Origin of the sequence: Nocardia brasiliensis (genome assembly GCF_011801125.1) — a bacterium.
GTDB classification, from domain to species: Bacteria; Actinomycetota; Actinomycetes; order Mycobacteriales; family Mycobacteriaceae; genus Nocardia; species Nocardia brasiliensis_C.
In genome coordinates this window covers 2,166,910-2,180,375 of the sequence record NZ_CP046171.1, presented here as the reverse complement: position 1 = coordinate 2,180,375, position 13,466 = coordinate 2,166,910, and the positions used below count along the sequence as shown (strand labels likewise).

14 protein-coding genes and 1 tRNA gene are annotated in these 13,466 nt (G+C 65.7%); 5 read left to right on the top strand and 10 right to left on the bottom strand.

Annotation, left to right across the window (positions count from 1 at the left end; genetic code table 11):
- Window positions 1–2: 2 nt before the first annotated feature.
- On the bottom strand, window positions 3–1,259 hold the full coding sequence (locus tag F5X71_RS09830) for a hypothetical protein (protein WP_167461659.1): 1,257 nt from the start codon (window positions 1,257–1,259) through the stop codon (window positions 3–5).
- Window positions 1,256–2,131 (bottom strand): 5'-methylthioadenosine/S-adenosylhomocysteine nucleosidase, encoded by an 876-nt coding sequence (locus F5X71_RS09825; protein WP_167461658.1) that lies wholly within the window; start codon window positions 2,129–2,131, stop codon window positions 1,256–1,258. The genes F5X71_RS09830 and F5X71_RS09825 overlap by 4 nt, the downstream gene beginning before the upstream one ends.
- A 113-nt stretch (window positions 2,132–2,244) precedes the next feature.
- On the opposite strand from F5X71_RS09825, the gene F5X71_RS09820 reads away from it, so the two are divergent.
- On the top strand, window positions 2,245–3,006 hold the full coding sequence (locus tag F5X71_RS09820; protein ID WP_167461657.1) for an NUDIX hydrolase: 762 nt from the start codon (window positions 2,245–2,247) through the stop codon (window positions 3,004–3,006).
- 90 nt (window positions 3,007–3,096) lie between these two features.
- Here F5X71_RS09820 and F5X71_RS09815 read toward each other — a convergent pair whose 3' ends face one another.
- Complete coding sequence (locus tag F5X71_RS09815) at window positions 3,097–3,981, bottom strand: IS3 family transposase (protein WP_203218192.1); 885 nt, start codon at window positions 3,979–3,981, stop codon at window positions 3,097–3,099.
- Window positions 3,978–4,274, bottom strand: coding sequence for a transposase (locus tag F5X71_RS36580; protein ID WP_203218191.1), 297 nt, complete (start codon window positions 4,272–4,274; stop codon window positions 3,978–3,980). Before F5X71_RS36580 ends, F5X71_RS09815 begins: the two co-directional genes overlap by 4 nt.
- Window positions 4,275–4,934: 660 nt before the next feature.
- On the opposite strand from F5X71_RS36580, the gene F5X71_RS09810 reads away from it, so the two are divergent.
- Both F5X71_RS09810 and F5X71_RS09805 read left to right on the top strand, forming a co-directional pair.
- Entirely contained in the window at window positions 4,935–5,141 is a 207-nt protein-coding gene (locus F5X71_RS09810) for a helix-turn-helix domain-containing protein (RefSeq protein ID WP_167461656.1), read from the top strand.
- A 247-nt stretch (window positions 5,142–5,388) separates the two neighbouring features.
- On the top strand, window positions 5,389–6,603 hold the full coding sequence (locus F5X71_RS09805) for a tyrosine-type recombinase/integrase (protein WP_167461655.1): 1,215 nt from the start codon (window positions 5,389–5,391) through the stop codon (window positions 6,601–6,603).
- A 79-nt stretch (window positions 6,604–6,682) separates the two neighbouring features.
- Here the strand turns inward: F5X71_RS09805 and F5X71_RS09800 are convergent.
- Window positions 6,683–6,755: transfer RNA gene (locus F5X71_RS09800), tRNA-Asn, on the bottom strand.
- A gap of 76 nt (window positions 6,756–6,831) precedes the next feature.
- The gene (locus F5X71_RS09795) at window positions 6,832–7,737 is read right to left on the bottom strand and encodes an endonuclease/exonuclease/phosphatase family protein (RefSeq protein WP_167461654.1); all 906 of its coding nucleotides are present in this window, start codon (window positions 7,735–7,737) and stop codon (window positions 6,832–6,834) included.
- Window positions 7,738–7,995: 258 nt separating this feature from the next.
- On the opposite strand from F5X71_RS09795, the gene F5X71_RS09790 reads away from it, so the two are divergent.
- Window positions 7,996–8,139 (top strand): hypothetical protein, encoded by a 144-nt coding sequence (locus F5X71_RS09790; protein WP_167461653.1) that lies wholly within the window; start codon window positions 7,996–7,998, stop codon window positions 8,137–8,139.
- An 87-nt stretch (window positions 8,140–8,226) separates the two neighbouring features.
- Here the strand turns inward: F5X71_RS09790 and F5X71_RS09785 are convergent, their stop codons facing one another.
- Window positions 8,227–9,033 (bottom strand): hypothetical protein, encoded by an 807-nt coding sequence (locus tag F5X71_RS09785; protein ID WP_167461652.1) that lies wholly within the window; start codon window positions 9,031–9,033, stop codon window positions 8,227–8,229.
- Window positions 9,034–9,187: 154 nt separating this feature from the next.
- Between F5X71_RS09785 and F5X71_RS09780 the strand changes: the two genes are divergently transcribed.
- Window positions 9,188–9,433, top strand: a complete 246-nt coding sequence (locus F5X71_RS09780) for a hypothetical protein (protein WP_014982787.1) — start codon at window positions 9,188–9,190, stop codon at window positions 9,431–9,433.
- Between the two features lie 57 nt (window positions 9,434–9,490).
- Here F5X71_RS09780 and dnaG read toward each other — a convergent pair whose 3' ends face one another.
- Genes dnaG through F5X71_RS09765 form a run of 3 tightly spaced genes read right to left on the bottom strand, consistent with a single transcriptional unit; the run spans window position 9,491 to window position 13,437 of the window.
- The gene (gene dnaG, locus F5X71_RS09775) at window positions 9,491–11,425 is read right to left on the bottom strand and encodes a DNA primase (RefSeq protein WP_167461651.1); all 1,935 of its coding nucleotides are present in this window, start codon (window positions 11,423–11,425) and stop codon (window positions 9,491–9,493) included.
- Between the two features lie 55 nt (window positions 11,426–11,480).
- Window positions 11,481–12,740: a deoxyguanosinetriphosphate triphosphohydrolase gene (locus tag F5X71_RS09770; protein ID WP_167461650.1), complete on the bottom strand. Its 1,260-nt coding sequence runs from the start codon at window positions 12,738–12,740 to the stop codon at window positions 11,481–11,483.
- Between the two features lie 4 nt (window positions 12,741–12,744).
- Window positions 12,745–13,437 carry a YdcF family protein gene (locus tag F5X71_RS09765; RefSeq protein ID WP_167466348.1) on the bottom strand — a complete coding sequence of 231 codons (693 nt, stop codon included), beginning with the start codon at window positions 13,435–13,437 and terminating at the stop codon, window positions 12,745–12,747.
- Window positions 13,438–13,466 lie beyond the last annotated feature (29 nt).

Sequence of the window (13,466 nt, the reverse complement as noted above, 5' to 3'; positions counted from 1 at the left end):
GGCTATCTCCTCCGTGTCCACCGAACCGGGAACGCTCCAACGAACGCCCAGAATCCACCAGCAAGCGCTGACGCAACTAACGCGACCAACCACGCCATCGCACCGAAAATCCGGCTATTCGCTGCCCGCTGTGCGTCAGCAGGTCGTGCCGTCGGATAGTCATATCCTCGGCCGATCCGTGAAGCATGCCAACGGATCAACCATTGCAGCTCGAACGGGTGGCATTGGTACGGGCCGTACTGGCACTGCAATCTGCGCTTGAGATATCCGCGATAGCCCTCGCTACTTTCCCATAGGTGAACGTGATTGCCCTCTCGGAAGCACTGGTCAATGAGTCTGTCGAACCTGCCTTCTAGCTGATCGGGCTGGGGCTCGCGATGTGCCAGCACACTGCGGACGTACCGTGAATGTGTCTGCCAGACCGTCATGCAGCGCACCGCAACGAAGAATCCCGCCACGACGAGCGGCAGCACGAGCACCAGGACTGCCGTAATCTCCCCCGTCAGCATGACCGTCATCGCGGCAACCGTTGCCATCGAGCCGAGTATTGCGTCGCGCCAGTCGACAGTGGTGGCCGGCATCGGCGCTGTCACCCACAGTCCGGGCGGTAGAGGATCGGCTTCGAAGAACTTCCAGGCTCGTCCGATTCGATCGGCGCTCATCCGCTGTTCTGCGACCTGATATTTGCGTTTTGCGGCAAGCTTCTCGTGCACGGCACCGCTAACAATCCGGCTGAGGTGAGTGTCGATTTCGTCTTGCCGACCCACACTCAACGCACCGAACATCGTTAGCGCGGTCGCGAATTCGTCATCAACGGCCCCTTCGCTGTACTCAGCATGGGCGTAACGCAGCAGTCTGTTGACCACATCCAGCGCATCTTGCCACTCACCCGGGCCCTCCCCTGCCACCACGCGGGTGGCGTTTTCGATCTCGTTGGTCTGCTCGGCCGTGACGTCCCCATACGAACGGTCGCTCAGTATCGACAAGACGTATAGATATGCGCGTTCAGGAGTGGCATGCCCCTTGTGATGCAGGGTACGCAGAATGTCCTCGGCTGCGCGAGGGTTGCCGCCGTCGAGATGCGCTCTGGCCACTATGTGCATCTGGTCCGGTGAGTCGTCGGGCGATGTGTGATAGATCGTCTCCTTGTGCTCCACGAAGTTGTGCTGGGTACCGATCTGCTGACCAACATGCGCGTGGTCGGCGGCGAAAAACTGGTTGTTCACCGACATATCGGCTGCGGCGGGATCTGCGATCATCGCTGCCCCCAGTTGATCTGCACGCCTACCTGCTCACCGACTGTCGCATGGTCGCGGGCGACCATCGTATTGTGGATCGGCGGCAATGACGGCACTACCGGCGCAGCGGTATCCGACGCTGAATTCGGTTGGGGGTCAAGAGAAACTGCCAGAGCAATAGCGAACGCGGCAGCATTCCGTGCAGCGATGAGCTGACTACCGGCCCGGTCGGCCTGCGCTTTCCTCCCGTTCGCGTGGTCGCTGATGCCACGAACGACCACCGCCGGAACCTGATCGGCCAGGGCCGCTGCATGCGCGAATCCCGAACCCTCCATCTCCACTGCAACCGCATCGTTGAACGACGTGCGGATGCGGCGCGCGAGTTCGGAGGTGGTGGAGTCCAACACCACATCCCCCACTGCGATAGGCGAGAAGGACACCTTCGGTCCGGCCGCTCGCGCGTGCTCGGACAACCAGTCATACCAACCGTTCTTGCGGCATAGCCGTCGCGCCTTCTGGTCGAGCCGGTGCGATAGCTCCCACGACCGAGGCCGCACCAAGAACTCATCATTTTCGCTGCGTCCACCCTGATAGGAGTGGACCTTGGTCGCGACAACCACGTCACCTAGCTCCAGCTTGTCCCGTAGACCGCCGGCAATGCCGACGAACATCATTGCAGCAGGCGAGAATTCAGCTTGTGCGCGTTCGGTGAGTGCCGCCGCCGTGGTGGTCCCGGCGCCAGTGACCCCCACAGCCACACGATGTCCCGGATGCCCCACGATGGTGCCTACATCGAACAACGTGCCCATGTTGTGCTCGTACACGGTGGTGTCGACCAGATGCTCGAGCACGGCATCCTGCTCGATGCCCAGAGCGGTCAGAATCACGATCATTGTTTCTCCCCAACGTGATTGGAGCCTCAATCAAGACCCCCGACGAATGACGGTATCCGGCGAACGCATTTACGTCAATAAGACGTAAACTAGCGCAAGGAAGGAGATGCCTAGTGAACGAACGCAACTGGCGAACCACCGAAGTCGCCATCGCCGTGGATCTTGCAGTATTGACTGTGCGGGATGATGCCCTGCACATCTTGATGGTGGAACGTGGGACCGACCCGTGGCGGGGTTCACTCGCCCTGCCTGGAGGTTTCCTCGACGACGGCCGCGAAGACTTGGACGCCGCAGCCGAACGTGAACTAGCCGAGGAGACGGGCCTGAGTCTCGATCGCGCACACCTCGAGCAGCTACGGACCTACGGCTCACCGAACCGAGATCCCCGTCGGCGCGTAGTGACCGTCTGCTATGTCGCTTTCATTCCCGACCTACCACCACCGGTAGCAGGGGGTGACGCACAAGCGGCAGCCTGGACGCCCGTCGAAGCAGTATTGAACGCTCACACAGAGGTCGCCTTCGACCACAAGCGGATCATCGCCGACGCCGTCGAGCGAACCCGAAGCAAGCTCGAATACACCACACTCGCCACCCGATTCTGCCCAGCGGAGTTCACCGTCAGAGAGCTGCGCAGAATATACGAGGCCGTCTGGGGACAGCCTCTCGATCAGCGTAATTTTCACCGCAAGATCACTGCCGCGGAAGGTGCCTTGATCCCCACTGGCAAACAAACCAACCGCCACGGAGGTCGCCCCGCTGCGTTGTACCGTTCCGGCCCGGTAGGCCTCCTGCATCCGCCGATACCGCGCACAACTACCCCACTCAGCGTCAACGGACCCGGCCAGCGATCCCGATCTGCCAACCGTCACAGGTGAGCGGCGTGCGACGATGGGCTGACTCGCCGCTGCCGGGGCGAGCGGACGGCTCGGCGCCAGTGGAGTGTTCCCGGTTTTGTGGACTCGGGATCAAGCCGCGATCTGACTGATTTCTCTGTACCCTAACTCGTATTGCCGTGGTGTCAAATAGCCGAGCGCCGAATGCGGACGAACGGTGTTGTAGTAGAACTCAATCCAGTCGAACGTCTCCTTCTGCAGCGACTTCACCGTCGGCCACGGACGAGCGTGTACCAGCTCCTTTTTGTAGGTCGCGAAGAACGATTCCGCGACCGCGTTGTCGAAGCACGATCCCGTCCGGCCGAGGGACCGTAGGACACCATTCTTTGCACAATATTTCGCGAATTCCTTCGAGGTGTACTGGGTTCCGCGATCGCTATGGAAAACAACACCTTTCGCCGGGCGTCGGCGCGCGATGGCCATATCGAGGGCGTCGGTGACCAGCGACGTGCGCATGTGATCAGCGATCGCCCAGCCGACCACGGCCCGATCGTGCAGATCGATCACGGTGGCCAGATACGCCCACCCGGTCCAGGTCTTGACGTAGGTGATGTCACCGCACCAGCGTTGGTTCGGCTGCGCGGCAGTGAAATCACGCCCGATCCGATCCGCGGCGTCCACCGGCTTGGATCCCCGGATCGTGGTGCGCCGGAACGGTTTCGGAAACCGGCCTTGCAGACCGGCCGCCCGCATCAACCGCCACACCCGCTTACGCGAGACCCGCCGCCCGGCCGCCGCCAGCGCCGCGTGCACACGCCGAACACCCGGATTGCCACGCAGTTTCGCGTGGATCGCCTCGATCAGCAGCGTCAGCATGCGATCGTCGCGCTCCCGGTCGCTGCGACCGCGGCCTTTCCACTTGTAGTAGCCCGACCGAGACACGTCCAGTTCCCGGCACATGAACTCGATGTCGAATTCCCCCGACGCAGCCCAGTCCGCGATCGCGGCGAATTTCACCGCTGGTCTTTCGCGAACCAGGTCGCAACTTTTTTTGCGAACGCGACCTGCATCTTCAACTCCGCGTTCTCCGCACGCAACCGTTCCAACTCGGCCTGTTCCGAGTCGGTCAGTCCCTTCTCCCGGTCACCGGAAACCCCGGATTCCTTCGCCCTCTTCACCCATTTCCTCAACGTCATCTCGTGCACGCCGATATTGCGCGCCACCTCGGCCACCGGCCGACCCTGATCCAGGACGAAACCTACCGCCTGGGCCTTGTACTCCTCGGTGAAACTACGCCGCGTCGAACCCAACACCAAACTCCCGTGCTACCAGGCGGCTATCTCCTCCGTGTCCACCGAACCGGGAACGCTCCACAGTGGGATCTACTGCCGGTGGCGAGAAAGCTCCGTGAAAGCTACGACTGGTTCGCTAAGATCCGGCCGCTGTTTACCTAATCGCGGCCCAGCGACCGTCGCGCCCAACACCGACACGAACGTATGTCGCGGCACGCCAAGCCAATCCACCCAAGTCCCGCACGCGCACGTCTCGTCGACGGGAGTTTCACCGACTTCGAACACGACCGCACCGGTCATGGGATCAGGTACCTGGAGCAACTCGGGACATGCTGGCGGCGAAGTCAAGCGACTCTGCCGACTTATCAGCTGCCATACACGAAGATGCAACGCACAGGACTTGTTGTGGCACACAGGCCGAAGATCAGGTTTCATGGAACTTGGGAGAATCAGATGACGGGCTAGAAAGTGACTTCCCATGCCCATGACCGCCTCCCAACGATCTGCTCAGCTGACGAGCGACCGAGAAGCTCGATTACGGCGGAACCGGCCCGTTCAGGCCCGCCAAACCTATCCGACTGTCTTCGCGCCCGTAATCGGCTGGGCATCAACACCCTTCGCCCTCCGCCCACCACGGAGTCCCTGCCCAACAACGCACTTCACATCTGGGGCATCGAAATGAACCCCGATGACGTGTGGCTCAGCACCGACGAGCTGGCCGCGCGTCTGAAGGTTCCGAAGAAGACACTTGCGGTCTGGGCATCGGCCGGGCGGGGACCGAGATTTGCACGCATCGGTCGATACCGCCGTTATCGTCTGAGCGATCTACTGCTCTGGGAGCAGGATCAAATCGACAAGAGTGCGCCTTCTAGCAGCGACAGCTGAGACCCCGATTCTTGCAGCCGACCGCCTACCCAGCCTTCGGCCGGTCGTAGCTGAGCACATCCAGACCTCATCAGCTATCTGATAGCAATCATTTTGGCCTTGCGTAGCTGGCTGGGATTAGGCAGTTTTCCCTGAATAGAACTTGCCCCGGGCATAGACAGCAATCCCGCAGGCAGCCCATCGGCTCCCCCTCCTGCGTCCCGCACCCGGACACATAGGCCATCGACCCACCCAGGAAAGGACAGTGATGCCCAGACAATCGCTGCCGATCGGCACCTACGGCCGGATCACCGCGAAACGGCAGCCGAACGGCAGCTGGCGCGCGACCACGCGCTACCGCGATGACGACGGCGTCACCCGCACCGTGCACAAATTCGGTCCCACCAAAGGCCGAGCCGGAGACATCCTCCGCGAATCACTCACCAAACGCGCCGGAGGCCGCGGCCGTCTCATCACCCGTGACACCAAACTCACCGAGCTGGCCGATCTGTGGCTGGCGGAAAAGATCCTGCAAGACGGCATCACCGAGCAGACCCTGGACCTGTACCGGATGGAGATCAACGTCTCCACCGACCACCGGGCCGGCAAGGACACCGTCAAAATCAAACCAGCGCTCGGTAACCTGCGGATATGGGAGGCCACCACCTCCCGCATCGACGCCTACCTCAAACGCATAGTGCTCAACGGCCACCGGGAGAAAGCGCGGCGCCAGCGCGTCATCCTCTCCGAAATGATGAGCATGGCCGTGCGCCACGACGCCATCGGCAGCAATCCCGTCCGCGAAGTCGCCGACCTCCCCCGCAAACGCCAGAAGCCCCGCGCCGCCGACCTCGAAACCCTCACAGAGCTCCGAGCCCAAATCCAGGCATGGGTGAACGGAGAGCCGTTCGAGGGATCCCCGGCCTACACCCACGGCCCCAAACGCAACCGCAGGGTGCTCGACGTCGCCGACGTCGAACTCGGCACCGGTCCACGCCCCGGCGAAGCACTCGCCCTGCGCTGGTCCGATATCCACCTCGACAGCACCCCCGCACGGATGACCTTCTCCGGCACCATCATCCGGATCAAAGGCAAGGGACTGATCCGCCAGGAGTGGACCAAGACAGACTCCGGATACCGGACAGTGGTCCTGCCTCAGTTCGTCGTCGATACCCTCCAGCGGCTCAAAGCCGAAGCAGTCGACAACGACTTGGACCTGGTCTTCCCCAACCGCGATGGGGGCATCTGGGATCCACACAACTTCAACCGCCTGTGGCGCCAGGCACGCGGCGAAAAGTTCGCCTGGGTCACCCCCAAGACCTTCCGCAAGACCGTCGCCTCACTCATCGCCGAGCAATACGGCCCCCAAGCCGCAGCTCAACAGCTCGGCCACGCCAACGACTCGGTCACCAAACGCCACTACATCGACCAACCCGCCGAAGCACCCGACTTCACTGCCGCTCTAGAGGGCCTCGCACGCTGAAAGCGTGTCGTTTCCGTGTCGTTCTGACCCCGAAAAGCAAAAAACCAGGGTCGAACGTTACCGTTCGCCCTGGTCACTGCTCCCCCATCTGGACTCGAACCAGAAACCTGCCGATTAACAGTCGGCTGCTCTGCCAATTGAGCTATAGGGGACTATCCCGGCTCGCCGTGCTGGGCGGGCCGAGGAGAAACTTTAGCGTATGGGCGGGCGGGGGCCCAAATCGCGTCGCTACCTGCGGTCTTGTGGGGGTTGGGGGGTGAGGGTGGCGGTGGTGGCGCGGTGGTCGCCTGCGGTGGGTGGGAGGACGGTGGCGGCGTGGGTGGTGAAGCCGCGGGTGAGGATGTGGTCGGGGCGGGTGAGGGGGAATGGGGAGGGCCAGGTGAAGCCGAAGCCGCTGCGGGCGTCTTGCAGGGTGTCGGTGAGGGTGGCGAGGTGGGGGTCGGTGGAGGCGGTGTTGAGGTCGCCGAGGACGAGGAGGCGGTCGGCTGGGTCTTGGTGGACGAGGTCGCTGAGGGTGCGCAGGGTGCGGTTGCGGGAGTCGGTGTCGCCGAAGCGGACGCTGCCGAGGTGGACGGTGTAGACGGTGACTGTCGCTGTGGGCGTGTGCATTCGGGCGCGCAGGGCGCGGGCCCAGCCTTGGCCGAGGTCGAGGCGTTGGATGTCGGTGAGGGGGTAGCGGCTCCACAGGCCTACGGTGCCGACGGTGGCGGCGTAGGGGTGGTCGGGGTCCAAAGTTGTTGTGACGGCGCGCCGGTTGCGGTCGGTGAGTTCCTGGACCGCGACGACGGCGACGTCGGCCAGTTCTGGGGCGGGGCCGCCGGTGCCGAGATTCTGTGTGGCGACGCGGAATTCGTCGACGGAGTGCACGCCGTCGGGCGCGGCGACCAACTGGGGCACGAAAAGGACCGCCCACGCCGCGATGGGCAGCACAACGGTGGCCAGGCCGACCCGGGAGCCCGTCGCGAGGGCCACGGCCGCCAGCAGCAGCGTGGGGGCCAGCAACCACGGCAGGAAGCTCTGTACCGGCTGAGCGATGATCTCGGGCAGCCAGCGACGGGCGATGAGTAGCGCGCTCAACGTCAGCGCGGACGAGGCGAGCGTGAGGTCGCGCGCGAGGTCGGTCTGGTTCAGCATGCGAGCCACGGTGCCCGCGGTCGATGAGAGGTTGATGAAATCCGCCGAATGCCTCATCCACCGGTAACAAGCGGTAACAGTACGGCCACCATCGGGAGAGACTATGAAAACAGAGGGCTGAGCGCGGCGCGGAGCGGGAACTCCTCAGCGACCCGCTGAGCAACGGAACGAGGAGGCCGACATGAGCGAGCGAAGCGAGAGAATCATGTCACAGCGCGCCTCGCGCATGTCTGTGGTGAGCGCCAGCGAGGCACAGACATGAGCGACTTCGCCTGCGGCGATTGCTGGCGCCGCGAGAACCTCACCTTCGCACAACGACTGGATCCGGCGCACATCCGCCGCAGCAGCCGTTTCTACCTGTGCGAGGAGCACCGGGCCAAGCGAGAAGAGCTCGCCGCCTGACACTGGTTCGCCTCGAACCCGGTCATCGATCGAGGATGACCGATAGCCGATCCGCCGTGTGCCCGAAGCGAGCCGAGGACTGCCGATCTAGCGCCGGACCCAGCCTTGCGCGACATCCGCGAGGTTCCACCACGAAACATGGTGTGGGTCTTGGGTTTGCAGTTCCCATTCGGCGGCGAGCTGATGGAAGAAGGGGTCGTCCGCGGTCTTGCCGCCTTCGGGTTCGCCGATGAAGACCAGACGGTCTCCCCCGGCGTCCGCGAAGTCGCGCAGGGCCGTGGACGCCATGGGATCGCCCCAGCCGGGCGGCCAGCAGAGCAGCAGCACGCTGTCCGGATCCGGCGCGTACGCGGAGATATCCGCGACCGGATGAAAGACGTCCCGCTGCCCCGCCGCGCCCGGAAACGACACGTTCCCGGCGAGATCGGGCGGTGCCACGTCGAACGCGGCGACCTCGACGCCGAGCAGTGCCAGCTGCCGTGCCCAGTAGCCGCGGCCGGCACCCAGTTCGGTGACGCGCCGCCCCGCCGTGAACTTCGTTGTCCAGCGCAGTGTTTCGGGTGATGGCACGGCGTAGGCGAAGGCCGACTGGAGGATCGTCTGTGCGTAGCCGAGCCGGGCGCTCCCGGACGTCGCGCCCCCGTTCACCACCCGGCCCCGCACCGACGGCCCGACGATGTCCCAGTACGGATTGTCCGACGCACCACCGGTCATGAAATGCACGAGGCGCAGGTCGAATGCCGCGTCGGCGGCCGAGTCCGCGGTGCCTGCGAGCATCGGCGCGGTCGTCAGATAGGCCGCGACCTGGGGGTACTCCGCACGAAGTCGTTGTTCGTCGGACAGCAGCGCCGCGAGTTCGGTGCGTCGCTCGGCGGTCAGCGCGAGGGCGGTCATTCGAGCTATTCTCGCTGGTACCTGCCGGTTTCGAGATCGGATGACGAATTCCGGCCCACGTACGGGAAACACGGGAGCCTATCCGGATCGACAGGCCTGTCCGGCGTCGGGCAGGATAGACCCGCGAACAGGCAACTGGGAGGAGCACATCGAGATGCTGCGGTTGATCATCGGCGTGGCGGCCGGGTATGTACTCGGCAGCAAGGCCGGGCGGGCTCGCTACGAGCAGATCAGCGCCGCGACCCGTGCGCTGACCGAGAGCCCGGTGACCCGCAAGCTCGTGCTGGTGGGCAGGCAGCGGCTCTCCGACAAGCTGAGCACCCGCCCGAAGCTGGAACCCATGGAGCCCCTGGACGAGCGCACCACCGTGCTGGTCCCGCAGGATCAGCTGCGCCGCTGAGGGCGCGAGCGGCCCTAGGTCCCATCCGGCGTCTCTGGCCGGCCTTCGAGGCAGAACCTAGGCGCCGGTGGCGAAATCGTCGTGGTTGCCCATCGCCTGGGTGAGCAGGCTCTTGCGGTACTGCTCCAAGGCCACGAGGTCACCGAACAGGGCCATGTAGGCGTCGGGCTGTTCGGTGGAGGACACCCGCTGCAGTTTCGATTTCAGCTCGGCGATCTGACGGCCGACCCACGCCTCCTGGGTGCGCGCGAGCACGCCGGCGACGAAGCGCGGAATACCGGCCTCGTTCTTCACCGGTAGTGGCTCGCTGGCGAGCTCGGAGAGCAACGCGCGCATGGTGAGGTCGTCGGTGCGGTCGGCGACCGCGTTGAGCCATTCCGCACCGCCGAGCCCGGCCGCGGTGCCGCCCGCCTCGGTGATCAACTGACGGATCGCCACGTAGGCGGGGTGGGTGAACGCGTCGGTTTCCAGCGCGTCGAACCCCGAGCCCGCCATGGCCGGATACTGCAGCGCCGCGGCGAGCGCCTGACGCTGCGGCAGCAGGGTCGGGTCGTTCGGCTTCGGCCGGGCCGCCGGATGCTCGGCGACCACCTCGGCCTGCGGCGCGGGTGCGGGGGCCGCGCGGCCACCGGCGGCGGGACGCGCGCCGCCGGTGCGATGGCGCTTGGCTTCGTCGCCGACCCGGCGGACCACGGTCTGGATGTCGTCCCAGCCGACCCAGCCGGCCAGCTTCGTGGCGTACGCCTTGCGCAGCGCGTTGTCCTTGATCTGCGCGACCACCGGGATGGCTCGGCGCAGCGCCTCGACCTGCCCTTCGGCGGTGTCCAGATTGTGGTCGGCGAGTAGGCCGCGAACCACGAACTCATACAACGGGGTTCGCCGTGCCACCAGGTCGCGCACGGCGCCGTCGCCGGAATGCTGACGCAGCTCGCACGGGTCCTGGCCGTCGGGCGCGACCGCGATGTAGGTCTGGCCCGCCAGCTTCTGGTCGCCCGCAAAGGCTTTCAGCGCGGCCGCCTGGCCCGCCGCGTCGCCGTCGAAGGTGTAGATGATCTCGCCGCGCCAGAAGTTGTCGTCGAGCAGCAGCCTGCGCAGCAGTGCGAGATGCTCGTCGCCGAAGGCGGTACCGCAGGAGGCGACGGCGGTCTTCACGCCGGCCAGGTGCATGGCCATCACGTCGGTGTAGCCCTCGACGACCACGGCCTGATGCCCCTTGGCGATCTCACGCTTGGCCAGATCGAGGCCGAACAGCACCTGAGACTTCTTGTACAGGATGGTTTCCGGGGTGTTTATGTATTTACCCGGCATGGTGTCGTCGTCGAAGAGCTTGCGCGCGCCGAACCCGATGACGTCGCCACCGAGATTGCGGATCGGCCAGAGCAGCCGCCGGTGGAATCGGTCGATCGGCCCGCGCTGGCCCTGCCTGGACAGTCCGGCGGCCTCCAGCTCCTTGAACTCGAAACCCTTGCGCAGCAGATGCTTTGTGAGCGTGTCCCAGCCCGCGGGGGCGTAACCGCAGCCGAAATGCTGCGCGGCGGCGGCATCGAAATTGCGGTCGGTGAGGAACTTGCGCGCGGTCTCGGCCTCCGGCTCGCGCAGCTGGGCCATGTAGTACTCGTGCGCGGCGGCGTTGGCCGCGACCAGCCGGGAGCGGGTGCCGCGATCGCGCTGCACCGAGGTGCCGCCGCCCTCGTAATTGATCTGGTAATTGACCCGGTCGGCCAGCTGCTCGACCGCTTCGACGAAGCCGACGTGCTCGATCTTCTGCAGGAAGGCGAAGACGTCACCGCCCTCGCCGCAGCCGAAGCAGTGGAACAGGCCGTGATTCGGTCGGACGTGGAACGACGGCGACTTCTCGTCGTGGAACGGGCACAACCCCTTCATGGAGTCGGCGCCCGCGCGCTTCAACGCGACGTACTCGCCCACGATGTCTTCGATCCGGACATGGTCACGTATCGCCGCGATATCGCGATCAGGGAGTCGTCCGGCCACGGCAGTGAGCGTACCCGGCGCGACCGACGTTGTTCACCGGTGGCTGTTCACACGCTCAGACGCCGAGCAGCGCGGCCACCCGTTCGAGCCTGCTCTCGGTGTAGGAGGCGATCTGATCGACGATGACGCGCACCCGCGCCGTGTCGTCGGCGGCGGCGTGCCACCACGGCAGCAGCAGCGGATCGAGCCCGTTCGGCGCGGTCGCGAGCAGCCGGGTCGCGACCGCTTGGATCAGATCGCGCTGACCCGCCTGGCGCAGTTTGTGATCCCGGTCGGACATGACGTAATGCAGCGCGACGGTCTTGAGCACCGCGACCTCGGCGGCGGCGATGATCGGTACCTCGAGGTCCGCGCGGTAGCGCGACAGCGGTGCGGTGCCCGCTGTCTCGCGCGTCGCGGTGATCGCGGCGGTGGCGAAGCGGCCGACGAGTTCGCTGGTGAGCCGTTTGAGCGCGACCGAACTGGCGAGGGTGCCGTCATAGGCGGACACCGCGGCCACCACGGGCAGCTCCGAGAGCCGTTGCGCCGCGGCGACCAGTTCTTCCGCGGACAGCGAGTAGTGCTTGTGCCTGCCGAGACTGGCCAGCGCCTCCTGCTCCCACGGGTCGGCGAGTGCGCGCAGGTCGATGCGGCCCGCGATGACGCCGTCCTCCACGTCGTGCACCGAATAGGCGACGTCGTCGGACCAGTCCATGATCTGGCATTCGAGGCTGCGGCGGCGTTCGGGCGCGCCCTTACGAATCCAGGCGAGCCGTTCGGCGTCGATGTCGTAGGCGCCGAACTTGGTGCCGGGACCGGTTCTGCCCCAGGGATACTTGAGCGCGGCGTCGAGCGAGGCGCGCGTGAGATTCAGGCCCGCGCTCACCCCGGCGGGGTCGAGCACTTTCGGTTCGAGGCGGGTGAGGATGCGCAGGTTCTGCGCGTTGCCCTCGAAACCGCCGTGTGCGTCGGCGAAGTGGTCGAGCGCCTTCTCCCCGTTGTGCCCGTAGGGCGGATGGCCGATGTCGTGCGCCAGCCCGGCCAGGTCGACCAGGTCCGGATCGCAGCCGAGGCCCTCCCCGATGCTGCGGCCGATCTGGGCCACCTCGAGTGAATGGGTGAGCCTGGTGCGTGGGGTGTCCCCGTCGCGGGGGCCCATCACCTGCGTCTTGTCGGCGAGGCGGCGCAGCGCCGCGGAGTGCAGCACCCTGGCCCGGTCGCGGGCGAACTCGGTGCGGTGGCCTATCTCGAATTCGCTGCCCGGCGCGCCGAGGCCCGCGGTCTTGGGTCGCTCGACGACCAGGCGCTCGTAATCCAATTCGCTGTAATCGGCCACGCGCTCACTGTCCCGCCGTGTATCGGAAGTCCGCCGCGAAATGGGTGAGCTGATACCAGAGCAGCGCGCCTGTCTCCCTGGCGATTCCGTGCGCCTGCGACTCGCGGGTGTAGACGGCGGGCCCGGTCCTGGTCGGCGCGGTCCACGCGTCCAGCCCTTCGTCGCGGGCCATGGTGCGGGTGCGCAGCGAATGCCACGGATCGCTGACCAGCACGGCGGCGGACATGTCGCGCGCCTGCATGGCGTTGGCGACGGCCTCGACGCTGCGCAGCGTGTCCGAGCCGGTTTCCACCGCGAGGATCCGGTCGCTGGGGATCCCCCGCGATTGCAGATAGTTCTTGCCCGAGGCCGCCTCGGTGTAGAGATCGCCCTCCTGCTTGCCGCCGACGGTGATCACCCGCGGTGCCACGCCGAGCTGGAACAGCTTGTAGGCCTGGTCGAGTCGCGCCTCGAACACCGAGGACGGTGTGCCGGAGTACTGCGCGGCGCCCAGCACGACGATGGCGTCGGCGGGCGCGTAGTCGTCGATCCGCGCGACCTGCCAGACCCGGAAGGCTGTCCCGGCGACCAGCGCCATTCCCATCAGCACCGATCCGACGACGAGCCGCCGCGACCAGCGCAGCAACCCGGCGGCGAAGCCGCGCGATGACCCCGCCTGCCGGGCAGGGTCGGGCGCCGAACCGGCTCGAGCGCGCATCGATGGCAAATCCACTCCCCAAGTCTGCC

Bases quoted from the DNA above. Each gene is read 5' to 3' on its own strand.
- F5X71_RS09830 (WP_167461659.1), bottom strand. From the start codon at position 1,259: ATGATCGCAGATCCCGCCGCAGCCGATATGTCGGTGAACAACCAGTTT.
- F5X71_RS09825 (WP_167461658.1), bottom strand. From the start codon at position 2,131: ATGATCGTGATTCTGACCGCTCTGGGCATCGAGCAGGATGCCGTGCTC.
- F5X71_RS09810 (WP_167461656.1), top strand. From the start codon at position 4,935: ATGAACCCCGATGACGTGTGGCTCAGCACCGACGAGCTGGCCGCGCGT.
- F5X71_RS09805 (WP_167461655.1), top strand. From the start codon at position 5,389: ATGCCCAGACAATCGCTGCCGATCGGCACCTACGGCCGGATCACCGCG.
- F5X71_RS09795 (WP_167461654.1), bottom strand. From the start codon at position 7,737: ATGCTGAACCAGACCGACCTCGCGCGCGACCTCACGCTCGCCTCGTCC.
- F5X71_RS09790 (WP_167461653.1), top strand. From the start codon at position 7,996: ATGAGCGACTTCGCCTGCGGCGATTGCTGGCGCCGCGAGAACCTCACC.
- F5X71_RS09785 (WP_167461652.1), bottom strand. From the start codon at position 9,033: ATGACCGCCCTCGCGCTGACCGCCGAGCGACGCACCGAACTCGCGGCG.
- F5X71_RS09780 (WP_014982787.1), top strand. From the start codon at position 9,188: ATGCTGCGGTTGATCATCGGCGTGGCGGCCGGGTATGTACTCGGCAGC.
- F5X71_RS09765 (WP_167466348.1), bottom strand. From the start codon at position 13,437: ATGCGCGCTCGAGCCGGTTCGGCGCCCGACCCTGCCCGGCAGGCGGGG.